We start from the raw sequence: 25,047 nt of genomic DNA on the forward strand, positions 1-25,047 counted from the left end.
CGAGGGGCGGGCCCGGCCCCGCACCTGACAGCGGGGCCGGGCCCGCCCCTCGGGCACGTCCGGAGCACGGTGAGCATCCGGACCATCACACACCGCGAGGCCCTTCCGGCCTCAGGGCACCTCCCCGTGACCTCCCGCCCCACTTCGGGCGACAATGGCGGAAGCACCTGGCACCCTGCGCACATCGAACCGAACAGGCCGGGCGCCGACCGGCGTGAACCGTGAGGTCGTACGCGATCGCTCAGGGCGCCGACGTGACAGGCGCCTGAAACGGTTTGCCGAACATGCGTAGGGTGCAGACAGCTCAAAAGAAGAAGTGCGCCGGACAGCGGCGCACGCACCGGGTACGGGACGACGGGCGAAGGAGGGAGCCGGAGCGATGGGCGACCACAAAGAGCAGCCTCTGCGGGTGGGCGCGGCCGTGCGGCGGCGACGCCGGGCGCTGGACCTCACCCTTGCCGTCGTGGCCGAGCGCAGCGGCCTGTCGGTCCCGTTCCTGAGCCAGATCGAGAACGAGCGCGCGCGTCCCAGCCAGAGCTCCCTGGAGAAGGTCGCCGACGCGCTGCGCACCACCGCGGTGGAACTGCTCGCCGCCGCCGACCCGGCGTGCAGCGTCGACGTCGTCCGCGCGGAGGACACCGAGCCGCTGCTCGAACCGCGCGTCCGGTCCCTGGTGCGCGGTCACCACCAGATGCACGCCTCCGAGTTCACCGGCGACCACGATGCCGGGCGCGAATTCCAGTTCCGCAACGACCAGTTGATGTACGTGGCGGACGGCGCCGTGGAGATCGAGGCGGAGGGCCGCGCCTACCGCCTCGGTCGCGGCGACACCCTGTACCTCACCGGAGGCGTCCGGCACCGGTGGCGGGCCACGGTCGCGGAGACCCGGCTGATCGTCGTCGCCGTCGCGGAGCACATCGAGGCGGTCCGGGACAAGCCGCGCCGATGAGTTCCGCGCGGATCGTCTCCCTCGTCCCGTCCCTGACCGAAGCTGTGGCGCTCTCCGCCCCCGGCGCCCTGGTCGGTGCCACCGACTGGTGCACCCATCCGGCCGATCTCGACGTCGTACGGATCGGCGGTACGAAGAACCCGAAGGCGGAGCGGATCGCCGCCCTCGCCCCCGACCTGGTGATCGCCAACGAGGAGGAGAACCGCCCGTCCGACCTCGCCGACCTGCGCGCGGCCGGCCTCGAGGTGCTGGTGACGGAGGTGCGGACGCTGCCCCAGGCCTTCGACGAGCTGGCCAGGGTGCTCACGGCGTGCGGTGTGGACGCGCGCCCCCGGTGGCTGGACGAGGCCGAAGCCGCCTGGGACGCGGTGGCGCCCCCGAAGAGGCGCCGGACCGCGGTCGTGCCCGTCTGGCGGCGGCCCTGGATGGTGCTGGGCCGGGACACCTTCGCCGGCGATCTGCTGTCCCGCCTCGGTGTCGACCACCTTTACGCGGATCACCGGGAACGCTATCCCCGCGTCCCTCTGGAGGCTTTGCGCGCGGCGGCCCCCGACCTCGTCGTACTGCCCGACGAGCCCTACCTCTTCACCGCCGACGACGGCCCGGACGCCTTCCCGGGAGTGCCGTGCGCGCTGGTCGGCGGTCGACATCTCACCTGGTACGGGCCGTCGTTGGCGGAAGCCGCGACAGTGCTGCCCCAGGAGCTGCGAGCAGCGCGCCGCTGACGCACCGTCGTCAGGGCATAAGCTGACCTTATGAGCGAGACGGGCGACGACCGTGCGGGATCCAGGTCCGTGAGCGCCAGAACCCTGACCCACCGGGTGCCGGACCTCGGGGCGCTGGAGCTGCTGCTGGCGGTGGCACGGCTCGGGAGCCTGGGCGGCGCGGCACGCGAACTGGGCATCACCCAGCCCGCGGCCAGCAGCCGGGTCCGGTCCATGGAGCGGCAGCTCGGCGTGGCACTGGTGGACCGTTCACCGCGGGGGTCGCGGCTGACCGACGCGGGCGCGCTGGTCACCGACTGGGCCAGGCGGATCGTGGAGGCGGCGGAGGCCTTCGACGCGGGGGCGCAGGCACTGCGGGACCGCCGGGACTCACGGCTGCGGGTGGCGGCGAGCATGACGATCGCCGAGTACCTGCTTCCGGGCTGGCTGCTCGTGCTGCGTTCGCAGCGGCCGGACACGGCGGTGTCGCTGCTGGCCGGGAACTCCGCGTCGGTCGCGGAGCGGCTGCTGTCGGACGAGGCGGACGTGGGTTTCGTGGAGGGGGTGACGGTGCCGCCGGGCCTGGACTCCGCGGTGATCGCCCACGACCGGCTGATCGTGGTGACGGCGCCGACGCATGCCTGGGCCCGCCGCCGTCGCCCGCTCGCCACCGAGGAACTGGCGACCACCCCGCTGATCCTGCGCGAGAAGGGCTCCGGCACCCGGCAGGTCCTGGACACCGCCCTGGGCGGGCTGGCCCGCCCGCTGATCGAGCTGTCGTCCACGACCGCCGTGAAGGCCGCGGCGGTGAGCGGTGCCGGCCCGGCCGTCCTCAGCGAGCTGGCCGTCGGCGAGGAGCTGGCGATGCGCCGTCTGATCCGCGTTCCCGTGCACGGCATAGCCCTGGCCCGCGACCTCCGCGCGGTCTGGCCGACCGGCCACCGCCCCACGGGGCCCGCCCGCGACCTGCTGGCCCTGACCCGCGGCTGAGCACCTGCCCGCCGCGCACCGGGGAGGGCCGAGGGAGGCGGCGGGTGGGTCAGAGTGCTGTGGCCGCTCGGATCAGGTGGCGTACGACGCGTGGGTCCTCGTCCCTCTCCGGGTGCCACTGCACGCCCAGCACCCAGTCGGCGGACGGGGGGTTCGATCGCCTCGGCATACGACTGGTCCCGTCCGCCGCGTGCGCGGACGGGACCAGGCCCTCACCGAGGCGGTCCACCGCCTGATGGTGGAAGGTCGGTACGGAGGTCTCCTCCGGGACGGCACCGGCGTACAAGGTGCCCGGCACCGGCTTGACCGGGTGGTGGCCGAAGACCCCCGGCACCTCCGCGTGGCCGTCGAGGTGCTGGACGAGGGTGCCGCCCAGGGCGACGTTCAGCAGCTGCATGCCCCGGCAGATCCCGAGCAGCGGGACACGGCCGTCGAGGGCCGCCCGGATCAGGGCGAGCTCCCAGGCGTCCCGGGCGCGGGCGGGCGGGCGGTCCGGTGCGCGGGCCGGGCTCGGCGCCGTAGTGGACCGGTTCCACGTCCGGACCCCCGCGACGACCAGCCCGTCGAGCCCGGCCACGGCCGCCGCGGCGTGCTCGGGCGCGTCGGGCGGGAGCATCGCGGCCAGTCCCCCCGCCCGCTGTACCAGCCGCGGATACCCGAGGGGCAGCAGTGCGGCGTCCAGTCGCCACACACCTCAACGGACCCCGGGTTCCACGTACGTACTGATGCCGATCAGCGGCCTGGCCACCATGCCCGTACTCCTTCGTCGATGCCACCGGCCTCCTCGTGAACGGCGAGATCCCGGGGGCGTACGTCCCATCGCACTGGGGACTGCGACGGCTTTCCCCCTACAGTGCCCGGATGAGCATGACGCCCGCACCGGGCTGGTATCCCGACCCGCACGCCCCGCACCTGGAACGCTGGTGGGACGGTGCGGCCTGGACCGAGCACCGGCGCGCCCCCGAAGTCCCCGGCGGGCCGGTGCGCCCGTCTCCCGGCGGCACCGGCCGTGCCCGGGCCATCGCCCTCACCGCGGCGGCGGCCGTGCTCGTCACCGCGGTCGTCACCGGCACGGTGCTGCTGGGCGACGACGGCGACCCGGAGACCAGGACCGGCCCCACGGGAACGGAGTCCGCCCACGCACCGGACGGTGAGACCCCCGCACCGTCCGCACCGGAGTCCGCGCCCGGGCCTGCCGGCGACCCCGCCGTCGTCGAGGACCAGCTCAACGGCGTCACCTTCCCGCTCCTCGACGGCTGGGTCCGGCCGCAGCACGTCAGCCGGCACGACGTGGTCATGACCACCCCCGGCATCCACGACTGCCCCGGCGAGGGCAGCGTCTGCCGCTCCGGCATGGTCATCTCCCGCACGGTGACCGCGACCGACGAGACGTCCCCCGAACTGCTCGCCAAGGAGGACATCTCCGACGCGGCCGAGGACGCCTTCGAGGAGGACGCCCTCGACCAGAGCCCCTACGGCGGCATCGAGTCCCACGAGGTCGTCAGGTCCGGCCCGGTCGCGGTGGCGGGCCGCGCCGGGTACCTCGTCCGCTGGCGCGTCACGACCGGCAAGGGGCCCGGCGGCCACGTGCAGTCGCTGGTCTTCCCGTCCAGCGTCGGCACCGAGTCGCCGATCGTCGTCCGCTACGTCTTCGAGAGCGGTGAGGACGCCCCGCCCCTGTCCGACATGGACCGCATCACCAAGGGCATCCGCGCGGTCGGCGACGCGGACCCGGGTGGCGGCGTGGGCAGCAGCGTCGGCCCCCGCCCGTGACCCGCGCCGGGCCGGGGCTCCGGTGTCAGAGGAACGTCATGCCCTCGCCGCGGTACGTCGGCACGGTCGCCGTCACCTCGCCGCCCTCGATCAGCCGCAGCGCGTCGAACCGCTCGCACAGCTCGCCCGCCTTGGCGTGCCGGAACCACACCTTGTCGCCGATCAGCAGATCGTCGGCGGGCGGGCCCAGCAGCGGCGTCTGGACCTCGCCGGGCCCCTCCCGCGGGTCGTAGCGCAGGCCCTCGGGCAGATACGGAACCGGCAGCCGGTCGGCGCCGGCCGCGCCGGAGGCCGGGTACCCGCCGCCGAGCACCGTCACCACGCCCACGCCCGGCCGCCGTACGACGGGCAGGGCGAAGAGCGCCGCCGGACGCCCGGTGAACGACGTGTAGTTGTCGAACAGCCGCGGCACGTACAGCCCCGAACCCGCCGCGACCTCGGTGACCGCGTCCTCCTCGGCGGTGAACTGCACACTGCCCGTACCGCCGCCGTTGACGAACTCCAGATCGGGTGCGACCTCCCGTACCGCCCGCACCACCGCCGCACGCCGCCCGGCCAGTTCCCGCCGTGCGGCGGCCTGCATCAGCCGCACGGCCCGGGAGCGCAGCGGTTGCCCGGCCACCGCGTCGCCGACGCCCGCGACATGGCCCTCGTACGCCATGATCCCCACCAGTTCGAACCCGGGGCGCCGGACCACCGCGCGTGCCATCTCGGAGACCTGTGCGGGGGAGTGCAGTGGGGAACGCAGCGCCCCGACCCGCACCCGGCCGCCGAGCAGCTTCAGCGAGGTGTCCAACTCCAGGCAGACCCGCACCACTTCACCGCCGCCCGCGCGCGCGGCGTCGATCAGGTCCAGCTGCGCAGGGTCGTCGACCATGACGGTGACGGCGGCGGCGACTTCGGGATCGGAGGCCAACTCGGCGTAGCCCGCGCGGTCGGCGGAGGGATACGCGAGCAGGATGTCGTCGAAACCGGAGCGGGCCAGCCACAGGGACTCGGCGAGAGTGAACGACATGACCCCCGCGAAACCCTCCCGGGCGAGGACCCGTTCGAGCAGGGCACGGCAGCGAACGGACTTGCCGGCCACCCGGATCGGTTTCCCGCCGGCCCGGCGGAGCAGATCGTCCGCGTTGGCGTCGAAGGCGTCCAGGTCCACGATCGCGAGCGGGGCGTCGAGATGGGCGGTGGCCTGGTCGTAACGGGCCCGGTCGGAGGCGCGCACAGTCATGAACGAAGCCTGCCAGACGGGATTACCGCAGGGTAGGGGGATGTTCCGGGCAGATGCCGCGGCCCTGCCGACTGGTTCCCGTTCGATCGGGATCACGCCGTAGAGTGACGCGCACGCCCGGCAGAACCATGCCGGACGAAGGCTCGTGCCGGGATGACGTTCCACCCGTGCGGGTATCTCTGCCCGGGACGGCTTCGCACCGGGCCCGGCGGCAGACACCGGCCCGCCGCGAGGAAACGGTCCGGGCACGACGAAACGGGGGGTGCATGAGCACGGAAGCGCAGCGCGCCTCCCACCCTCCGCGCCCCGCGACCCCTCCGCCACCGTCCACGCCGCCGCGCCCGTCGGGCAGACCGGACGGCGACGCCCGGGAGCCGGACCGGCGGCAGCCGGGAACCGGCGCCGAGGAGACGCCCCCGGGGACACCCGCCGGGGGACCGGCGAACGACACCGCGCCGGTTCCGCCCAAGGGCAGGACCTCGGGCGGAACGGGCGCGTTCGACATGCGTCGGCCGACGGCACCGCCGCCCGCCGCTTCCTCGTCTTCCGGCCCCTCGCCTTCCGGCTCCGCGTCGTCCCGGCCCCGGTTCCCGCGCTTCGGCACCGGCGGACCGACGGCCGACACGGCCGACACGGCCGGCCCGGACGGCACGCCGCCCCCGCCGCGGGCCTCCGCCCGCTTCCCGGACACGCCACCGACCGTCGGCCGGGGGGCGCCGTCTGCGGGCACCGCCCCGAACGGCTCGACAGCCGTACCGCGGCAGCCCGCCCCCCGCCCCACCGTCCGGCAGCAGGACACCCCCGCCGAAACCCCGTCGGAGACGACCACCCGCCTGCGCCCGGTAGCCGCACCCGCACCCGCCGAACCGACCCCCCGCACGGCCGCCCCGTCCCGGTCGGCCATGCCGCCGCCCCGCCCGGCACCGGACGACACCTGGGCCCCGGCCCCGCGGCCGGGCTCCCCCGACCCCGCGCTCTCCTGGAGCGGTCCCATGACACCCGGCGGTGCCTCCGGCTCCGGCCGGTCCGTCGTGTCGTTCGGGCCGACGGGGACCAAGGGGTACGACGAGAACACCCGGCCACGGCTCCTCGGACAGCGGGACCGGTCCCAGATCGTGGCCGCCGCGGTCTGCCTCGTCCTCGGGGTGGGACTGATAGGCGGCGCCGTCACCGGGAGCTGGCTCGCCGGGAACTCCGGTGAGACGGCTTCCCGCAGCGGCTTCACCGCCGCCGGAAGCCTGTGGCACAGCGTCCCGGTCGACCAGCTGTTCCCGCCCACCGTGGAGGGCAAGGGCGCCGGTCCCGGCGACGCCGACCGGCTCTGGACCCGGATAGCAGTGGCCCCGGACAGCGGCTGCGAGGACGCCTTCGATCCCCTGCTGCGCAAGCTGTTCGCCCCCCTCGGCTGCGAACGTCTGCTGCGCGCCACCTACACCGACGCCACCCAGAGCCACGTCACCACCGTCGGCCTGCTGTTCACCGAGGCCGACGCCGCCGGCATGGCCTCCCTCGCCGACCGTGTCGACAAGGAACGCCTGGACCGCCGCACCGACCTGGTGCCCCTCCCGTACCCCGCGAAGGGCACCGCCGCCGCCGACTTCGGTGCCGGGCAGCGTGCCTCCTGGGCGATCTCCGTCCTCACCGACGCCCCCGTCGTCGTCTACGCCGTCTCCGGCTGGGCCGACGGCCGTGCCGTCGAGACCCCGCAGCCCGCCGAGGACGCCATGGAGTCCGGTGCCACCAGCGCCCCCGCCCAGGCGGGCCTCGGCCACGAGGCACAGGGCCTCGCCGACCGCGTCGAACGCGGCCTGCGCAAGAACGTCGGCACGACCACGGAGCAGCCGTCATGAGGACCGCGACCGCCAGGGCCGCGACCCTGAGCACCCTCCTCGCCGCCACCCTCGCCCTGCTCCCCGTCACCGCCGCGCACGCCGACGGCATCCGCGCCCGGCAGTGGGGTCTGGACGCCCTGCACACCCAGGAGGCCTGGCGCACCACCCGGGGCGACGGCGTCGTCGTCGCCGTCCTGGACACCGGGGTCGACGCCGACCACCCCGACCTCACCGGCAACGTCCTCGAGGGCAAGGACCTGGTCGGCTTCGGAGCCGAGCCCGGCGACCGTGCCTGGGCCCGGCACGGCACCAACATGGCCGGGATCATCGCCGGTCACGGACACGGCCCCGGGAACGCCGAGGGCGTCATGGGCGTCGCGCCCGAGGCCAGGATCCTCCCCGTCCGGGTGATCCTGGAGGACCGCGACCCGGCCCGTGCCAAGGCCCGCCGCACCCGCGGCAACGCCCTCGCCGAGGGCATCCGCTGGGCCGCCGACCACGGTGCCGACGTCATCAACCTCTCCCTCGGTGACGACTCGGCCTCCGCCCACCCCGAGTCAGGCGAGGACGAGGCCATCCAGTACGCCCTCCGCAAAGGCGTGGCCGTCGTCGCCTCCGCCGGAAACGGCGGCGAAAAGGGCGACCGCGTCTCGTACCCGGCCGCCTACCCGGGCGTCATCGCCGCCACCGCCGTCGACCGCTACGGCACCCGCGCCCCGTTCTCCACCCGGCGCTGGTACGCCACGGTCAGCGCCCCGGGCGTCGACGTGATCATCGCCGACCCCGACCGCAAGTACTACGAGGGCTGGGGCACCAGCGCCGCCGCGGCGTTCGTGTCCGGCGCCGTCGCCCTGGTCAGGGCGGCCCACCCGGACCTGACCCCGGCCCAGCTCAAGAGCCTCCTGGAGGACACCGCCCGCAACGCCCCCGCCGAGGGCCGCGACGACTCCCGCGGCTTCGGCTTCGTCGACCCGGCCGCCGCCATCGAGGCCGCGGCCCGGCTGAAGCCCGAGGGCCTGAAGCCGGCGGCCCACGGCGACGCGTACTTCGGCCCCGGACCGGAGACCGCCGACTCCGACGGAGACACCGCCGACTGGGCCGCACCCCTGGCGGGCGGCACGGGCGGCGTCCTGCTGGTCGCCACGGTCGTCCTGTGGCGCGGCCGCCGCACGAGCCGCGAGGACGTCTAGACGCGCGAGGACGTCCGGGGCCCCACACGTACGTCCGGTGCCACGAGGACCGAGCGGTGTCACCGGGCGTCAGCCGGCGCGGTGCCCGTCGTCCCCCGTGAACACCGACACCGCCGCCCGTGCCGCCGCCTCCACCAGCGCGACGCCCCGAGCCATCGTCGCGTTGCCGTCGGACAGCACGGCCACCAGCAGGCCCCGGGCGTCGACCGTGACGCGCCCGACGCTGTTCACGACCCACAGTCCGGTCGCGTCGCGCGACACCCAGCCGTTCTTCACCGCCCACGCCGAGCCGTCCCCCGGACCCCTGCCCGCCAGGGTGCCGTCCGCCGCGACCGGCACCCCCCACGCCTGGTCCGCGGCCACCCCCTCCATCAGCCCTCGCACGTACGCCCGCGAGGCACCGGTCAGCTCCGAGTCCGCCCCGGCCCCGAACACCTGCCGCAGCAGCAGGAGTTGATCGGTGACGGTGGTCCGGGTCAGCCCCCACCGGGGGCCGTCGCCGCCCTCGGTCCGGGTGAGCCCGAAGCGGGCGTTCGCCGAGTCGAGCCCGGCCGCCCGTCCGATCGAGCGCCACAGCGCCGACGCGGAGTCGTTGTCGCTGCGCTCGATCATCGCGGCGGCGTACGCACGCTCCTCCCCGGTGAGCTCCCGCCCCGCGTCCTGCGCCCCGAGCAGCAGCGCCGCCAGAATGTCGACCTTCACGATGCTCGCGGTGACGAACGTCCGGTCACCGTGGCAGGCGCCGACCGCGGCAACCGGATCCAGGACCCCCACCGACACCTCGGCGCCGTCCGCCACCGGCACCGCCGTCATGGCGGCTGTCAGCCGCGTCCCCAGCCCGTCGGACCTCACCGGCACCTCCCGCACCTCCCGCGCCCCCTGTCCCTTCCGCTTCTCGGCCGCCCCCGTCCGAGCCTGCCACCGACGGCCGCTAGGCTCGAGGACCGTGGCGAACAAGAACATCCCCGACCCGGTCTACCGCGACGACGACGGCTCCGCCGACCCCCGGCTGAGCGCGGCACTCGCCGCGTGGGCCGAGGACGGCAACGCCGTCACCCCGGTGCTCGAAGCGCTCAAGGAAACCCGGCTGCTGGTCCCCGTGGTGGCCGTGCTCGGCGAGGTCGAGGAGGACGAGCGGGGACTGCGCCGCGAGAAGACCAGCGACATGGCCGTCCCCACCCTGAAGGCGGGCCACCGCACCGCGCTGCCCGCGTTCACCTCCACCGACTCGCTCGCCCGCTGGGACCCCGAGGCCCGCCCCGTCGCCGTACCGCTGCACCAGGCCCTGCAGGCCGCCGCGCACGAGAAGGCCGACACGGTCGTGCTCGACCTGGCAGGGCCCGTGCCCTTCGAGCTGACCGGACCGCTGCTGCTCGCGCTCGCCGAGGGGCGCACGACGACCGATCCGCTGGCCGACCCCGCGGTCACCGAGGCCCTACGCGCGGTCGTCGCCGCGGAGCCCGCCGTGCTGCGCGCCCACCTCGGGCCGGGGCAGGCCGACGGCACCCTGGCCCTGGTCCTCGACCCCGCCGCACCCGTGGCCGAGGCGGCCAGGTCCGTGGCACAGCGCCTCGCCGCCGACGAGACACTGAGGGCCCGCCTGGTGCGCGGCCTCGACCTGGCAGTACTGCCCGCCGAGGCGACGCCACCGGGCGAGCCCTTCTACGTACGCCCCTGACGGAGCCGGACCCCTCAGGCGTAGAGCGGACCCGTGTACTTCTCACCCGGGCCCTGCCCCGGCTCGTCCCGGACGAGCGAAGCCTCGCGGAACGCCAGCTGGAGCGACTTCAGGCCGTCGCGCAGCGGCGCCGCGTGGAAGGAGCTGATCTCGGTCGCGGACGCGTCCAGCAGGCCGGCCAGCGCGTGCACCAGTTTGCGGGCCTCGTCCAGGTCCTTGTGCTGGTCGCCCTCCTCGGTCAGGCCGAGCTTCACCGCGGCGGCGCTCATCAGGTTGACGGCGACGGTCACGATCACCTCGACCGCCGGGACCTCGGCGATGTCCCGGGTCATGGCGTCGAAGTCGGGGTTGTCGGTGCTCTCGGTGCTCTCGGGGGACACGGAGGTGGCGGAGGTGTCCGAGGTGTCCGAGGGGGAGGTCTCACTCATGCCCCACACGATAGGGCCAGGCGCGTGTCCTCTTGACAGCAGGAGGCACGGCGGCAGAAGTGCGGGACGGACGGTTAGCGCACCCCTGCGGAAGCTGCTAACCTTGTGTAACGACCGGTCGGACCCGTCTGCCCACGGCATGCGAGCCCGGCCCACAAGTGGAGGCTTTCGAACTCCCACCTGATCGTCTCTGGGGATGACAGGTCACCGGTCAGGCGGTGCCGCTCGGCGGCGATCCGCCCGAAAGTGCGCCCCGCGGTGACCGCGGCGGTGTTCCGGTAGTTCGAGGAGCCCCGCCTGTGACCGGCCGGGGCATTTTTGTTGCTTCGGCGCGGTCAGGTCTAACGAAAACAGACGTTACGCGGCTGTCCGCCAGACCGTCGCGTGGTGCTTACCGAGGAGGATCCATCAGCGCCGAGCCCCGCATCAACGACCGGATTCGCGTTCCCGAGGTGCGACTTGTCGGTCCCAGTGGCGAGCAGGTGGGCATCGTCCCGCTGGCCAAGGCACTGGAGCTTGCGCAGGAGTACGACCTGGACCTGGTCGAGGTCGCGGCGAACGCCCGTCCGCCCGTCTGCAAGCTCATGGACTACGGGAAGTTCAAGTACGAGTCGGCCATGAAGGCCCGTGAGGCGCGCAAGAACCAGGCGCACACGGTCATCAAGGAGATGAAGCTCCGGCCGAAGATCGACCCGCACGACTACGACACCAAGAAGGGTCACGTCGTCCGGTTCCTCAAGCAGGGCGACAAGGTCAAGATCACGATCATGTTCCGTGGTCGCGAGCAGTCCCGGCCCGAGCTGGGCTACCGACTGCTGCAGCGGCTCGCGGAGGACGTCCAGGACCTCGGGTTCATCGAGTCGAACCCGAAGCAGGACGGCCGGAACATGATCATGGTTCTCGGTCCGCACAAGAAGAAGACCGAGGCGATGGCCGAGGCCCGCCAGGCGCAGGAAGCCCGCAAGGCGGACGCGAAGGCCCACCCAGGCCGCTCGCAGAACGCCGCGGAGGGTGACCACGACGCGGAGACCGAAGCTCCGGCCCAGGCCGCCGCCGAGGCGTGATCCCGGGGGTCCGCCCCCAGGACATAACCGAAACAAGTACGACGCTCCACCGTGCCCGGTTTTCGTGACCGGGCATCGGAGCGCCACCGACGAGGAGATAACGGCGCTATGCCGAAGAACAAGACGCACAGCGGTGCCCGCAAGCGCTTCAAGGTCACCGGCTCCGGCAAGGTGCTCCGTGAGCGCGCCGGCAAGCGCCACCTGCTCGAGCACAAGTCGTCCCGTGTGACGCGTCGCCTCACCGGCAACGCCGAGATGGCCCCGGGCGACGCCAAGAAGATCAAGAAGCTTCTCGGCAAGTGACGTCACGGCGCCCAGGCGCCGTAAGCACGTCAGGACCGGGACCCAATCGATTTCGGGCCGTGTGAGCAACGACCGCGGCCCCGCTACAAGGAGTTAAAAAGTGGCACGCGTCAAGCGGGCAGTCAACGCCCACAAGAAGCGCCGGGCGATCCTCGAGCAGGCCTCCGGCTACCGCGGTCAGCGTTCGCGCCTGTACCGCAAGGCCAAGGAGCAGGTCACCCACTCGCTGGTCTACAACTACAACGACCGCAAGAAGCGCAAGGGTGACTTCCGCCAGCTGTGGATCCAGCGCATCAACGCCGCTGCCCGCGCGAACGGCATCACGTACAACCGCTTCATCCAGGGTCTGAAGGCCGCGAACATCGAGGTCGACCGCAAGATCCTGGCCGAGCTGGCCGTGAACGACGCCACCGCCTTCGCCGCGCTCGTCGAGGTCGCGCAGAAGGCGCTGCCGTCCGACGTGAACGCGCCCAAGGCCGCGTGACGCCCCGCCGGCCCTGATCCGGCGTGATCCGACGGACCCGTAGGCGCTGCCTGCGGGTCCGTCGTCTGTGCGGAAGCTGCGAGCGAAAGTGAACCGAATGCCACCCGCCACCCCCGAGTTGATCTCCTCCCGCTCGCCCCGTGTGTCCGCCGCGCGGCGGCTGGCCAAGCGGAACTTCCGGGGCAAGGAGCGGCTGTTCCTCGCCGAGGGGCCGCAGGCCGTACGAGAGGCCGCCGTCCACCGGGCCACGGCCGGCCGGGAGGGCGGTCACCGGCCCACCGGAGCCGCCACGCTCGTCGAGCTGTTCGCCACACCGGAGGCCGCCGAGCGGTACGCCGACATCATCGGCGCCGCGCGGGACGCAGGCGCCCGCGTCCACCTCGCCGCCGAGCAGGTCATCGCCGACATCTCCACCACGGTCACCCCGCAGGGCCTCGTCGGGGTGTGCCACTTCCTGGACACCCCCTTCGAGGAGATCCTCGCCGCCCGGCCCCGGCTCGTCGCCGTCCTCGCGCACGTACGCGACCCCGGCAACGCGGGCACCGTACTGCGGTGCGCCGACGCGGCCGGCGCCGAGGCCGTCGTCCTGACCGACGCCTCCGTCGACCTGTACAACCCCAAGGCCGTACGCGCCTCCGTCGGGTCGCTGTTCCACCTGCCCGTCGCCGTGGGCGTGCCCGTCGAGCGGGCCGTGGCCGCCCTCAGGGACACCGGGGTACGGGTGCTCGCGGCGGACGGCGCGGGCGACCGCGACCTCGACGACGAACTCGACAGGCGCACCATGGGCGGACCCACCGCATGGGTCTTCGGCAACGAGGCGTGGGGCCTCCCCGAGGAGACCCGCGCGCTCACGGACGCCGTCGTCCGCGTCCCGATCCACGGAAAGGCCGAGAGTCTGAACCTCGCCACCGCCGCTGCCGTATGTCTCTACGCGTCGGCGCGTGCACAGCGCGCCGCCGGAGGGTGCCGCTCCGTCACCGAGAGCTAGTAGGGTGACCTGCCCGGGGACCCTTCCCCGAGCTTTCGGCCGTGCCCCAGGCTTCCGGCTTCGCCCGGACCGGGGCACCCGCCGTGAGCGCGGGGCACCCCGAGGGAGTTCTGAGAGGTGGGGTACGGGGATGACCGTCGGCACGAGCAGCGCACCGGGAGCACCGGAAGCGGCGCACCCGCCCGCGCCCCGGCCCGTCGGCCCCGCCGAGCTCGGCATCGAACCCGACCAGCTGCCCGACGGACTCGTCGTCGCCGACGAGCACGGCAGGGTGATCTGCTTCAACGCGGCGGCCGCCCGGATCACCGCCGTCCCCGCCGAGCAGGCCCTCGGGCAACACCTCGACACGGCCCTGCCGTTGGAGGACCTGGAAGGCCGACGCTGGTGGCAGCTCACCGACCCCTACGGCGGCCTCGCCATCCGGGTGAGCCAGCCCGAGCGCAATCTGCTGCTGCCCGGCGGCCGGGAGGTCCTGGTCTCGGCACGCTACGTCCGCGCCCGCCCCACCGGCCCGGTCCGCCGGGTCGTGGTGTCCCTGCGCGACACCGAGGCCCGGCGCCGCACCGAACGCAGCCACGCCGAACTGATCGCCATCGTCGCCCACGAACTGCGCTCCCCGCTCACCTCCGTCAAGGGTTTCACCGCCACCCTGCTCGCGAAGTGGGAGCGCTTCACCGACGAGCAGAAACAGCTGATGCTGGAGACCGTCGACGCCGACGCCGACCGCGTCACCCGGCTCATCGCCGAACTCCTCGACATCTCCCGCATCGACTCCGGGCGCCTCGAGGTGCGCCGCCAGCCCGTCGACATCGGCACGGCCGTCGGACGGCACATCCAGGCGTACGTCGCCGCCGGACAGCCCGCCGACCGGTTCCTGCTGCGGATCCAGCACCCCCTGCCCGCCCTGTGGGCCGACCCCGACAAGGTCGACCAGGTGCTCAGCAACCTGCTGGAAAATGCCGTGCGCCACGGCGAGGGAACCGTCACCATCGACATCACGCCCTCGGCGTCCCCCCGAGACCGGGAGAACGGCGAACACGCGGCCACGTCGGTCACCGTGAGCGACGAGGGCCCCGGCATCCCGGAGGAGTCCATGAACCGCGTCTTCACCCGCTTCTGGCGGGGCAGCAAGCGCGGTGGCACCGGCCTCGGGCTTTACATCGTGAAGGGCATCGTCGAGGCCCACGGCGGCACCATCACCGTCGGCCGCGCCCGCGGCGGCGGCGCGGAGCTCCGATTCACGTTGCCCGTGGCGGCCCCGGCGTATCTCACCTAGAGCGCCCCCAGGGCCCCACGGGCGCATTCGCCTGCCCTCACCCCGTTAGACTCGGCCTCTGGCCACCATTGTGTCCCGCAGACGGAGACGCTTCGTCCACGAGCCGGTGACGGGGACCATCAGCCAGCCAAACGGAAGTACGGGAAGAGATGTCGGCACCCAATAAGTCGTACGACCCAGTCGAGGTCGAGGCGTTGAAACCGGAAGAGATCGAGCGCATGCGGGACGAGGCGCTCGCCGCCTTCGCCGCCGCGGACTCCCTCGACGCGCTCCATGAGGCCAAGGTCGCCCACACCGGCGCCGCCTCCCCGCTGGCCCTCGCCAACCGCGAGATCGGCGCCCTGCCCCCGCACGCCAAGGCCGACGCGGGCAAGCGCGTGGGCCAGGCGCGCGGTGCCGTGAACAAGGCCCTCGCCGGCCGTCAGACCGAGCTCGAGGCCGAGCGTGACGCCCGCGTACTGGTGGAGGAGGCAGTGGACGTCACACTGCCCCACGACCGCGTACCGGCCGGCGCCCGGCACCCGCTGACCACGCTGTCCGAGCGCATCGAGGACATCTTCGTGGCCATGGGTTACGAGGTCGCCGAGGGCCCGCAGGTCGAGGCCGAGTGGTTCAACTTCGACGCCCTGAACATCGGTCCGGACCACCCGGCCCGCGGTGAGCACGACACCTTCTTCGTGCAGGGCCCGAAGGGCGGCACCGAGTCCGGGGTCGTGCTGCGCACCCACACCTCGCCCGTGCAGGCCCGCACCCTGCTCGACCGCGAGCTGCCGGTCTACGTCATCTGCCCCGGCCGCGTCTACCGAACCGACGAGCTGGACGCGACCCACACCCCCGTCTTCCACCAGGTGGAGCTCCTCGCCGTCGACGAGGGCCTGACCATGGCGGACCTCAAGGGCACCCTGGACCACATGGTGCAGTCGCTGTTCGGCGAGGGCATGACGACCCGGCTGCGGCCGAACTTCTTCCCCTTCACCGAGCCGAGCGCCGAGATGGACATGCTCTGCTACGTCTGCAAGGGCGAGTCCGTCGGCAACCCCGACCGCCCCTGCCGCACCTGCTCCTCCGAGGGCTGGATCGAACTCGGCGGCTGCGGCATGGTCAACCCGCGGGTGCTCACCGCCTGCGGCGTCGACCCCGAGAAGTACAGCGGATTCGCCTTCGGGTTCGGCATCGAGCGGATGCTGATGTTCCGCCACAACGTCGAGGACATGCGAGACATGGTCGAGGGTGACGTCCGGTTCACCCGGCCGTTCGGGATGGAGATCTGATGCGGGTCCCGCTTTCTTGGCTGCGGGAGTACGTCGACCTGCCGGCAACGGAGACCGGCCGCGACGTCCAGGCCAAACTCATTTCGGCCGGCCTCGAGGTCGAGACGGTCGAACACCTCGGAGCCGACCTCAAGGGCCCCCTGGTCGTCGGCCAGGTACTGACCATCGAGGAGCTGGAGGGCTTCAAGAAGCCGATCCGCTTCTGCACCGTCGACGTCGGCCAGGCCAACGGCACCGGTGAGCCCCAGGAGATCGTCTGCGGCGCCCGCAACTTCGCGGTCGGCGACAAGGTCGTCGTGGTCCTGCCCGGGGCCGTGCTGCCCGGTGGTTTCGCGATCGCCGCCCGCAAGACCTACGGCAAGGTCTCGCACGGCATGATCTGCTCCAGCGACGAGCTGGGCATGGGCGACGACGGCAGCAAGGGCATCATCGTGCTGCCGCCGGAGACCGAGGTCGGCAAGGACGCGATCGAGCTGCTGGAGCTGGTCGACGAGGTCCTCGACATCGCCGTCACCCCGGACCGCGGCTACTGCCTGTCGATGCGCGGCGTGGCCCGCGAGACCGCCACCGCCTACGGTCTGCCGCTGCGCGACCCTGCGCTGCTCGACGTGCCCGGACCGAACGCCTTCGGCTACCCGGTGAAGGTCTCCGACCCGGCCGGCTGCGACCGCTTCACCGCCCGCACGGTGACCGGTCTGAGCCCCGACGCGCGCTCCCCGATCTGGCTCCAGCGCCGGCTGCAGAAGGCCGGCATGCGCCCGGTCTCCCTCGCCGTGGACATCACCAACTACGTGATGCTGGAGCTCGGCCAGCCGCTGCACGCCTACGACCGCTCCCTGGTCCAGGGCACCATCGGCGTCCGCCGGGCCGAACCGGGCGAGAAGCTCACCACCCTCGACGGCGTGCAGCGCACCCTCGACGCCGAGGACCTGGTGATCACCGACGAGCGCGGCCCGATCGGGCTCGCCGGCGTCATGGGCGGCGCCAACACGGAGATCGCAGATCACGACCTCGAGAACGCCACGGCCGACGTGGTGATCGAGGCCGCGCACTTCGACGCGGTGTCGATCGCGCGCACGGCCCGCCGGCACAAGCTGTCCTCCGAGGCGTCCCGGCGCTTCGAACGGGGAGTCGACCCGCAGGCCGCCGCCGCTGCCGCGCAGCGCACGGTCGACCTGCTGGTGCTGCTCGCCGGCGGCACCGCCGAGGCCGGTGTCACCGAGGTCGTCGCCCCGACCGCGCCGCACACCATCACCATCCCGGCCGACCACCCGGACAAGGTCGCGGGCGTCACCTACGGCCGCGAGACCGTCGTGCGCCGCCTCCAGCAGGTCGGCTGCGACGTCCACGGCCAGGACGAGCTGATCGTCACCGTGCCGTCCTGGCGGCCCGACCTGACCGACCCGAACGACCTGGCCGAGGAGGTCATCCGGCTCGAGGGCTACGAGAACCTGCCCGCCACGCTGCCCAGGCCGCCCGCCGGCCGCGGGCTGACCTCCCGGCAGCGACTGCACCGCCGGATCGGCCGGGCCCTGGCCGGCGCCGGATACGTCGAGGCGCCGAACTACCCGTTCGTCAGCGAGCAGGTCTTCGACCAGCTCAACCTGGACGCCGACGACCCGGTCCGCCGGGTGGTGAAGCTGACCAACCCGCTCAGCGACGAGGAGCCCGCGCTGCGGACCTCGCTGCTGCCCGGCCTGCTCGGCGCGCTGCGGCGCAACGACGGACGCGGCTCGCACGACCTGGCCCTGTTCGAGACCGGCCTGGTCTTCTTCCCGCGCGAGGAGCAGCGGACCGCCGTCCGGCTGCCGGTGGACCGGCGCCCCACCGACGAGGAGCTCGCCGGCCTCGACGCGGCGCTGCCGGACCAGCCGCGGCACGTGGCCGCGGTCCTCGCCGGTGCCCGCGAGCAGGCCGGCTGGTGGGGCGCGGGCCGCCCGGCCGACTGGGCCGACGCGATCGAGGCCGCCCGCACCGTCGCCGCCGAGGCGGGTGCCGAACTCGTCGTGCGCAAGGGCCAGTACGGCCCGTGGCACCCGGGCCGCTGCGCCGAGCTGGCGGTCGTCGTCGACGGCACCGAGCGGGTGATCGGGCACGCCGGAGAGCTGCACCCGGGCGTGCTGAAGAACCTGGGCCTGCCCGCGCGCAGCTGCGCGATGGAGCTCGACCTGGACGTCCTGGAACAGGCCGGCGACGAGACCCCGCAGGCACCGGGCATCTCCACCTTCCCGGTCGCCACGCAGGACGTCGCGCTGGTCGTCGACGCGTTCGTGCCGGCGTCGGACGTCGAGGCGGCACTGCGCGAGGGCGCCGGCGAACTGCTGGAGTCCATCCGCCTGTTCGACGTGTACGAGAACGCCGAGCAGCTGGGTGAGGGACGCAAGTCCCTGGCGTACGCGTTGCGGTTCCGCGCGCCCGACCGGACGCTGACGGTCGACGAGGCGTCCGCGGCCCGGGAGACGGCGGTCGCCCTCGCGGGCGAGCGCACCGGGGCGGTCCTTCGCGGCTAGTGGGTTCCTCCCGAGGACCGGCCCTTCGGGGTCGGTCCTCGGGTTTTCGCGGGGTGCTCGAGTTCCCCTGCGCTCCTGGGTGCACGTAGCTCTCTCACGTATCTGTTACCGCCAGTCACCTCACTCGTTCGGGTGACTTTTCGGGCGATATACCCGGATCGGATCGTGTGGTCGAAAGAATCAGACCGGCCTCTCCGAGGCCGGTCTGTGCTGTCTGGGCCACAATGGGGGGCCATCGGCATGATCCGCTTCAAGGCTGGAGCACCCCGCACGGGGCGGCCCAGGACCACATCGTGGAATCCCGACCACTGCCCGCTGCGCCGGGCGCTCGCCCGCGGACTGCCACCCACCGCCCTGAGCGCCATCGGCACCGGACTGGCGCTGCACGTCGGGCAGAGCCTGCTGCGGGAGCTGCGACGGACCCGCACGATCGCCCGCACCGCGCAGCGGAGGCGGCGGCCGCCGCCGCGCGTCGACGGACTGACGGTCGCCGCCGTCCAGCTCTCCGCCGACCGGGGTGCCCGGCTCGGCGGCGATCTGTATGAGGTGGTCGCCACCGAGTACGGCGTACGGGCGGTCATCGGCGACGTCCGCGGACACGGGCTCGGCGCCGTCCCCACCGTCACCGCCGTCCTCGGCTGTTTCCGCGCGGCCGCGTACGACGAACCCGACCTGGCCGGAGTGCTGCGCCGGCTGGAGCGGGCGATGGACCGGCACCTGCGGGAGCGGGCCCGCGCCGAGCACCTTTCGGCAGCCGTCGGCGCTGCCGACGGCCATCAGGTCGCCGAGGAGTTCGTCACCGTACTGCTGCTCGAGATCCTCCCGGACGGGCAGGTCCGGGCGCTCAACTGCGGGCACCCCTGGCCCCATCTGCTGAGCGGCGCGCGGGCCGGACCGCTCGCCCGCGCCGATCCGCACCCGCCGCTGGGCCCGTTCCCGCTGCCCGCCGAGCTCCCCACCGTCCCCTGCGGACGACTGCTGCCCGGTGACATGCTCGTCCTGCACACGGACGGAGCCGAGGACGCGCGGGACGCCGGCGGCCGTTTCTTCCCGCTGCCGGAGGTGCTCGCCGCAGCAGCGCGCGGGGCGCCGCGCACCCCGCAGGCGGTCCTGCGCACGGTCCTCACGGCGCTGACCCGCCACACCGGCGGCCCACCCAAGGACGACATCGCCCTCATGGTCCTCAGGAACGAGCGCCCGTCTCCGCGCGCCCCCTCGATCGCGCCGGAATCCCCGCGGTCGATCACGACGGACCCGCACGCGGCGAGCCGCCAGCAGTTCCCCGCATAGCATGCGCCCCCCCCGCAGCGTGCGCGGACAGCCGGCGGGGCCGTCCGCCCCGCCACGGAATGTCGGGCAGGTGGCTGGGCGGACGGCGCGGACACGGGCCGCCGCACTGTACGAGGGGGAGCCGGCGGCCCGGCCGGCCTCTTTCGAGGCACCTCAGTCAACCGGCCGGGAACTCTCCGCGACAGCGCGCACACACTGCGGATTCGGGCACTCCGTTCACACCCCGTGTGAACATCCGGCCACTACTCTGTCGACACCGATCCTCCGGGGGACCTCATGCAGCCCAACACTCTGCTCGACGCGGTCCTGGACGAGGCCGGCATCTCGCACGCCGGTCTGGCCGCGCACGTCAACCAGGCCGGCCGGGCACGCGGACTGTCACTCAGGTACGAACACACCGCCGTGGCACGCTGGTTGAAGGGGCAGCGGCCCCGCGGCCAGGTGCCCGACCTGATCTGCGAGGTCCTGGCCGTCCGGCTGCACCGCCAGGTCACCCTCGACGACATCGGTCTCGGTGTCCCCGGCGGACCGTCCACCCCGCACCCCGGTTCGCTCTCCGGCTTCGTCGAGCGGGCCACCGCACTGTGGCGCTCCGATCAGCAGCGGCGTCCGCACATACTGGGCGCGCCCGCGGTCACCGGCACCCCCGCCGTGATGCCCGTCTGGGAGTGGGAGAACCCGCCCGAGGACGTGGACGTCTCACGCGGTGGCCGGCACCGGGTCACACCGGGCGACCTGGACATGCTGCGCTCCGCCCGCTCCCACTACGAGCAGATGTACCGCAAGGCCGGCGGCGTCGCGACCCGCGCCCGCATCGTCGGCTTCCTCAACACCGAGACCGCCCCGCTGCTGCGCGGCAGCTACACCGACTCCACCGGTCGTCAACTGCACCGGGCCACCGGCGGGTTGGTGGCGGTCGCGGGGATCTGCGCGTACGACTCCGACGCGCACGGACTCGCCCAGCGCTACTTCCACCAGGCGCTCCGGCTGGCCAAGGCCAGCGGGGACCGTGGACTTGGCGCGTACGTGATCGCGCTCCTGGTCAACCAGGCGCTGTTCATGCGGGAGTACCGGCAGGCCGTCGCCTTCGCGGAGGCCGCGCTGCGCGCCGCGGGCAAGCACATCACCCCCGCCCTCGCCTCCGACCTGTACGCGATGCAGGCGAAGGCGTACGCGCACCTCGGCGACGGCACGAGCGCGCTGTCCTGCATCCGGCGCGCCGAGCAGGCCGCCGAGCGCATCCGGCGCGGCCACGAACCCGACGAGACCGGCTACGTCCAACCCGGCCTGGTCAACGTGCAGGTGGCGGAGGCGCTGCTCAGCCTCGGCGAGCTGGCCGCAGCGGGCGAGCACGCGGCCGCCGCCGTCGACAACCCCGCGCACGACCGGGGACGGGTGCACCGGCTCGCCATGCTGAGCACCATCGAACTGCGGCAGGGCAACGCCGACAAAGCGGTCGCCATCGCGGTGCAGATGACCGAGCAGGCCCGTGGAATGGAGTCGCAGCGGCTGCGCGACAGACTGCGCGCCGTGCGCGAGCACCTGGTGCGCAACGGCTGCGCCGGCACCGGGGAGGCGGCCGAACTCATCGACGGTGCCCTGCGCGTACCGCTGTGAGCCCGCCGCGCGTGCCCGGTGGCCCGGCCGTGCGCACGGTGGTCCCGGTGGCCCGCCGCAGGTGGCCGCGGAGTGCGCCCGCGTCGCGCCGTCCGCTGCGTCGCGGGCGGCCTCCTGTGCGCCTGCTACCGGACCGCTGCTGCTGCGATATTGCCACTCACTCAGCGGAAGGTGGCATAACCGTGCAATGGGCGAAGCAGAACGAACAAATCGTGTACTCGAACCGCTGGTTCAGCGTCAATCTCGCGGATGTCGAACTACCGGACGGCCGGCATCTCGACCACTTCCTCATCCGGCTGCGGCCCGTCGCCGTGGCCACGGTGGTGAACGAGGCCAACGAGGTCCTCCTCCTGTGGCGCCACCGCTTCATCACCGACAGCTGGGGGTGGGAGCTCGCAGCCGGCGTGGTCGAGGACGGCGAGGACGTCGTCCGGGCGGCGGCCCGGGAGCTGGAGGAGGAGACCGGCTGGCGGCCCGGGCCCCTGCACCACCTCATGAGCGTGGAGCCGTCCAACGGGCTCACCGACGCCCGGCACCACATCTACTGGGCCGACGAGGGCGAGTACGTCGGGCACCCGGTGGACGACTTCGAGTCGGACCGCCGGGAGTGGGTGCCGCTGAAGGTGGTCCCCGACCTGGTCGCCCGCGGCGAGGTCCCGGCCGCCAACATGGCGGCCGCGTTACTGCTGTTGCACCATCTCAGGCTCGGCCAGGACAACAGGCCCTGACGCCGACGGCCCGGCACTCCGTCGGGGTGCCGGGCCGCGAGGCGTCCCTCAGCCGTAGCTGTAGAAGCCGGAGCCGCTCTTGCGGCCCAGACGGCCCGCGTCGACCATGCGCTGGAGCAGCGGGGGAGCGGCGTACAGCGGCTCCTTGTACTCCTCGTACATCGAGTGCGCGACCGAGGCCACCGTGTCCAGGCCGATCAGGTCGGACAGCTTCAGCGGGCCCATCGGGTGGGCACAGCCCATCTCCATGCCGTTGTCGATGTCCTCACGGCTGGCGATGCCCGACTCGAACATCCGGATCGCGGAGAGCAGGTACGGGATCAGCAGCGCGTTCACCACGAACCCGGAACGGTCCTGGGCGTGGATCGCGTGCTTGCCCAGCACCTTCTCGGTGAAGATCTGCGCCCGGCTGATCGTGCCCTCGGAGGTGGTGAGCGCCGGGATCAGCTCGACCAGCTGCTGCACGGGGGCCGGGTTGAAGAAGTGGATGCCGATGACGTGGTCGGGCCGCGAGGTGGCGACCGCCAGCTTCACCAGCGGGATGGAGGAGGTGTTGGAGGCCAGGATCGCGTCCGGTCGGGTCACCACCTGGTCGAGCACCTGGAAGATCTCCGTCTTGACCTGCTCGTTCTCGACGACGGCCTCGATCACCAGGTCGCGGTCGGCGAACTCGCCGAGGTCCGTGGTGAAGCTCAGCCGGGCCTGGGCGGCCTCCAGCTCCTCCGCCGTGATCTTGCCGCGCTCGGCCGCCTTGGTGAGGGAGTTGTACAGCCGGGTACGGCCGATCTCCAGGGCCTCGCCGGTGGTCTCCGCGACCATCACGTGCAGTCCGGCGCGAGCGCACACTTCGGCGATTCCCGCGCCCATCTGACCGCAGCCCACCACTCCGACGCGTTCGATGTCGGTCACATCGTCCCTTTCGCTTCCCTGCGCGGTTCGTCTGCGCTGTTACGGCTCTGTTCTACCGCTGTTCCGCCGCCCAGTTCCACGGCTCTGCTCTGCGACTTCGCTCTGCGGCTCCGGCAGGGGTGCCGGGTCACGGCGTCCTGCTCTGTTCGTGCACGCTACCCGGAAGGATCGATGATCGATCGTGCGGGGCGGGCATGCTGAGCGCGGAACGGTCCATGATCGGGCGGATCGCGGCTTTTGTGGCGGGTGTGAAATGGGACGAGTGTCACGCAGGGCGTTCGCCACGGCGGCGCTTTCGGCAGTGACGATGACGGCGGCGGCCTCGGCCGCCCCGGCCCGGCCGGGCCCCGTGCCCTCGGGTGCGGCGGGGGGCCGGGGAGCGACGGCGGGGAAGATGCGGGGCGTGTGGCTGGCGACCGTGGCCAACCGGGACCGGCCGTCGCGTCCGGGACTGAGCGCCGACCGGCAGCGGGCCGAGCTGATCGCCCACCTCGACACCGCCGTCCGCAACCGGCTCAACACCGTGATCCTCCAGGTACGGCCCACGGCCGACGCCCTGTGGCCGTCCCCGTACGAACCCTGGTCCGCGTACCTCACCGGCACCCAGGGCACGCATCCCGGCTGGGACCCGCTGGGCACCGCCGTCACCGAGGCCCACGCCCGCGGCCTGGAACTGCACGCCTGGTTCAACCCGTACCGGGTCGCCCCGCACACCGACCCCACCCGGCTCGCCGCCACGCACCCGGCCCGCCGGAACCCCGGCTGGGTGGTTCCGTACGACGGAAAGCTCTACTACAACCCCGGGTTGCCCGAGGTCCGCGCCTTCGCCGTGGACGCGATGCTCGACGCGGTGCGCCGGTATCCCGTCGACGCGGTCCACTTCGACGACTACTTCTACCCGTACCCCGTGCCGGGGCAGAGCTTCGACGACGACACCGCCCACGACGCCCACGGCGGCGCCTTCCCCGACCGGGCGGCCTGGCGGCGGGACAACATCGACCGGCTGGTGCGCGAGACGGCGGCCCGCGTCCGGGAGATCCGGCCCGGCACCCGCTTCGGCATCAGCCCCTTCGGAGTGTGGCGCAACGCGGCAACCGACCGGCTCGGCTCAGAAACCCGGGCCGGCGTGCAGGCCTACGACGATCTGCACGCCGACACCCGCCGGTGGGCGCGGGAGAACTGGATCGACTACATCTGCCCCCAGCTCTACTGGAACATCGGCTTCGCCGCCGCCGACTACGCGAAGCTGCTGGCCTGGTGGTCCGCGGTCGTGGAGGGCTCCGGGACACAGCTGTACGCGGGCGAGGCGCTCTACAAGGCGGGCGATCCGGCGCAGCCCGCCCCCTGGCAGGATCCGGCCGAACTCTCCCGGCACCTCACGCTCGCCGAGGAGCACCCGCAGGTGCGCGGGCACGTCTTCTTCGCCGCCCGGGAACTGAGCACCGACCCGGTCGGCGCGATGGCGCGGGTGGTCGCCGACCACTACGAGCGGCCGGCGACACCCCCACGTTGATCCACCACCGGCGGTAGCCGGGTCATCGCTGACGGTTCTTGTGCCGGATCTCGGAATCGGGGCCGGGTGAGCACACGGCCTCGTGCCCGTCCTCGAAGCGGACGCGGTAGGGCGGATCGCCCTTCTGGCCCATCACTTCGACGATCTCGGCCACCTTGTCGTGCTGACCGACCACCCTGCCGTGCTGGACAAGCTGGTCGCCCACAGATGCGCGCATAGGGGTCTCCTCACCAAGTGCGGGAGCAGCGGTCCGTGGCTTCGAGTCTACGGCGCGGCGCACCACCCGGCACGCCCCGCACGGGAACGGCCGCGCGCTCCGGAT

General features: G+C 73.1%; 24 protein-coding genes. 18 read left to right on the forward strand and 6 right to left on the reverse strand.

Annotation, left to right across the window (positions count from 1 at the left end; genetic code table 11):
* Positions 1-379 precede the first annotated feature (379 nt).
* From AB0I73_RS14665 to AB0I73_RS14675, 3 genes are read left to right on the forward strand one after another with little or no spacing between them, the layout of a single operon-like run.
* Entirely contained in the window at positions 380-949 is a 570-nt protein-coding gene (locus tag AB0I73_RS14665) for an XRE family transcriptional regulator (RefSeq protein WP_109380448.1), read from the forward strand.
* Complete coding sequence (locus AB0I73_RS14670) at positions 946-1,674, forward strand: helical backbone metal receptor (protein WP_363037236.1); 729 nt, start codon at positions 946-948, stop codon at positions 1,672-1,674. Before AB0I73_RS14665 ends, AB0I73_RS14670 begins: the two co-directional genes overlap by 4 nt.
* A 30-nt stretch (positions 1,675-1,704) precedes the next feature.
* The gene (locus tag AB0I73_RS14675; RefSeq protein WP_363037238.1) at positions 1,705-2,643 is read left to right on the forward strand and encodes a LysR family transcriptional regulator; all 939 of its coding nucleotides are present in this window, start codon (positions 1,705-1,707) and stop codon (positions 2,641-2,643) included.
* 49 nt (positions 2,644-2,692) lie between these two features.
* On the opposite strand, the gene AB0I73_RS14680 is transcribed toward AB0I73_RS14675, so the two are convergent.
* Positions 2,693-3,334, reverse strand: coding sequence for a gamma-glutamyl-gamma-aminobutyrate hydrolase family protein (locus AB0I73_RS14680; protein WP_363037240.1), 642 nt, complete (start codon positions 3,332-3,334; stop codon positions 2,693-2,695).
* Between the two features lie 176 nt (positions 3,335-3,510).
* Between AB0I73_RS14680 and AB0I73_RS14685 the strand changes: the two genes are divergently transcribed.
* The gene (locus tag AB0I73_RS14685) at positions 3,511-4,416 is read left to right on the forward strand and encodes a DUF2510 domain-containing protein (RefSeq protein WP_363037332.1); all 906 of its coding nucleotides are present in this window, start codon (positions 3,511-3,513) and stop codon (positions 4,414-4,416) included.
* Between the two features lie 25 nt (positions 4,417-4,441).
* On the opposite strand, the gene AB0I73_RS14690 is transcribed toward AB0I73_RS14685, so the two are convergent.
* Positions 4,442-5,644: an amino acid deaminase/aldolase gene (locus AB0I73_RS14690; protein WP_363037242.1), complete on the reverse strand. Its 1,203-nt coding sequence runs from the start codon at positions 5,642-5,644 to the stop codon at positions 4,442-4,444.
* 266 nt (positions 5,645-5,910) lie between these two features.
* On the opposite strand from AB0I73_RS14690, the gene AB0I73_RS14695 reads away from it, so the two are divergent.
* The gene (locus tag AB0I73_RS14695) at positions 5,911-7,494 is read left to right on the forward strand and encodes a hypothetical protein (RefSeq protein WP_363037244.1); all 1,584 of its coding nucleotides are present in this window, start codon (positions 5,911-5,913) and stop codon (positions 7,492-7,494) included.
* A complete protein-coding gene (mycP, locus tag AB0I73_RS14700) occupies positions 7,491-8,666 on the forward strand; it encodes a type VII secretion-associated serine protease mycosin (protein WP_363037246.1) in 1,176 nt (391 codons plus the stop codon). The genes AB0I73_RS14695 and mycP overlap by 4 nt, the downstream gene beginning before the upstream one ends.
* A gap of 69 nt (positions 8,667-8,735) precedes the next feature.
* On the opposite strand, the gene AB0I73_RS14705 is transcribed toward mycP, so the two are convergent.
* Positions 8,736-9,479 carry a hypothetical protein gene (locus tag AB0I73_RS14705; protein ID WP_363037334.1) on the reverse strand — a complete coding sequence of 248 codons (744 nt, stop codon included), beginning with the start codon at positions 9,477-9,479 and terminating at the stop codon, positions 8,736-8,738.
* A 133-nt stretch (positions 9,480-9,612) separates the two neighbouring features.
* Here AB0I73_RS14705 and AB0I73_RS14710 point away from each other — a divergent pair, with 133 nt between their 5' ends.
* Positions 9,613-10,344: an SseB family protein gene (locus AB0I73_RS14710; protein ID WP_363037248.1), complete on the forward strand. Its 732-nt coding sequence runs from the start codon at positions 9,613-9,615 to the stop codon at positions 10,342-10,344.
* Positions 10,345-10,358: 14 nt separating this feature from the next.
* Here AB0I73_RS14710 and AB0I73_RS14715 read toward each other — a convergent pair whose 3' ends face one another.
* Positions 10,359-10,772 carry a DUF1844 domain-containing protein gene (locus tag AB0I73_RS14715; RefSeq protein ID WP_363037250.1) on the reverse strand — a complete coding sequence of 138 codons (414 nt, stop codon included), beginning with the start codon at positions 10,770-10,772 and terminating at the stop codon, positions 10,359-10,361.
* A gap of 407 nt (positions 10,773-11,179) precedes the next feature.
* Between AB0I73_RS14715 and infC the strand changes: the two genes are divergently transcribed.
* The 10 genes from infC (at position 11,180) to AB0I73_RS14765 (ending at position 22,303) form a co-directional block, all read left to right on the forward strand.
* Complete coding sequence (infC, locus tag AB0I73_RS14720) at positions 11,180-11,836, forward strand: translation initiation factor IF-3 (RefSeq protein ID WP_202276840.1); 657 nt, start codon at positions 11,180-11,182, stop codon at positions 11,834-11,836.
* A 108-nt stretch (positions 11,837-11,944) separates the two neighbouring features.
* Positions 11,945-12,139 carry a 50S ribosomal protein L35 gene (rpmI, locus tag AB0I73_RS14725; RefSeq protein ID WP_109380440.1) on the forward strand — a complete coding sequence of 65 codons (195 nt, stop codon included), beginning with the start codon at positions 11,945-11,947 and terminating at the stop codon, positions 12,137-12,139.
* Between the two features lie 100 nt (positions 12,140-12,239).
* On the forward strand, positions 12,240-12,623 hold the full coding sequence (rplT, locus tag AB0I73_RS14730) for a 50S ribosomal protein L20 (protein WP_055470307.1): 384 nt from the start codon (positions 12,240-12,242) through the stop codon (positions 12,621-12,623).
* A gap of 97 nt (positions 12,624-12,720) precedes the next feature.
* Entirely contained in the window at positions 12,721-13,611 is an 891-nt protein-coding gene (locus AB0I73_RS14735) for an RNA methyltransferase (RefSeq protein ID WP_363037252.1), read from the forward strand.
* Positions 13,612-13,741: 130 nt separating this feature from the next.
* A complete protein-coding gene (locus AB0I73_RS14740; protein ID WP_363037254.1) occupies positions 13,742-14,887 on the forward strand; it encodes an ATP-binding protein in 1,146 nt (381 codons plus the stop codon).
* A 149-nt stretch (positions 14,888-15,036) separates the two neighbouring features.
* Complete coding sequence (gene pheS / locus AB0I73_RS14745; protein WP_363037256.1) at positions 15,037-16,158, forward strand: phenylalanine--tRNA ligase subunit alpha; 1,122 nt, start codon at positions 15,037-15,039, stop codon at positions 16,156-16,158.
* The gene (pheT, locus tag AB0I73_RS14750; RefSeq protein ID WP_363037258.1) at positions 16,158-18,668 is read left to right on the forward strand and encodes a phenylalanine--tRNA ligase subunit beta; all 2,511 of its coding nucleotides are present in this window, start codon (positions 16,158-16,160) and stop codon (positions 18,666-18,668) included. Before pheS ends, pheT begins: the two co-directional genes overlap by 1 nt.
* Before the next feature lie 240 nt (positions 18,669-18,908).
* Positions 18,909-19,958, forward strand: a complete 1,050-nt coding sequence (locus AB0I73_RS14755) for a PP2C family protein-serine/threonine phosphatase (RefSeq protein ID WP_363037260.1) — start codon at positions 18,909-18,911, stop codon at positions 19,956-19,958.
* A gap of 276 nt (positions 19,959-20,234) precedes the next feature.
* Positions 20,235-21,575 carry a transcriptional regulator gene (locus tag AB0I73_RS14760; RefSeq protein WP_363037262.1) on the forward strand — a complete coding sequence of 447 codons (1,341 nt, stop codon included), beginning with the start codon at positions 20,235-20,237 and terminating at the stop codon, positions 21,573-21,575.
* Positions 21,576-21,757: 182 nt separating this feature from the next.
* Positions 21,758-22,303, forward strand: coding sequence for an NUDIX hydrolase (locus tag AB0I73_RS14765; protein WP_363037264.1), 546 nt, complete (start codon positions 21,758-21,760; stop codon positions 22,301-22,303).
* A gap of 48 nt (positions 22,304-22,351) precedes the next feature.
* Here AB0I73_RS14765 and AB0I73_RS14770 read toward each other — a convergent pair whose 3' ends face one another.
* A complete protein-coding gene (locus AB0I73_RS14770; protein WP_109380433.1) occupies positions 22,352-23,212 on the reverse strand; it encodes a 3-hydroxybutyryl-CoA dehydrogenase in 861 nt (286 codons plus the stop codon).
* A gap of 253 nt (positions 23,213-23,465) precedes the next feature.
* Here AB0I73_RS14770 and AB0I73_RS14775 point away from each other — a divergent pair, with 253 nt between their 5' ends.
* Positions 23,466-24,725, forward strand: a complete 1,260-nt coding sequence (locus AB0I73_RS14775) for a family 10 glycosylhydrolase (RefSeq protein ID WP_363037266.1) — start codon at positions 23,466-23,468, stop codon at positions 24,723-24,725.
* 22 nt (positions 24,726-24,747) lie between these two features.
* On the opposite strand, the gene AB0I73_RS14780 is transcribed toward AB0I73_RS14775, so the two are convergent.
* Positions 24,748-24,942 (reverse strand): DUF1918 domain-containing protein, encoded by a 195-nt coding sequence (locus tag AB0I73_RS14780; RefSeq protein WP_363037268.1) that lies wholly within the window; start codon positions 24,940-24,942, stop codon positions 24,748-24,750.
* Between the last annotated feature and the right edge of the window lie 105 nt (positions 24,943-25,047).

It is taken from the genome of Streptomyces sp. NPDC050388 (genome assembly GCF_040655635.1).
Classification (GTDB): Bacteria; Actinomycetota; Actinomycetes; order Streptomycetales; family Streptomycetaceae; genus Streptomyces.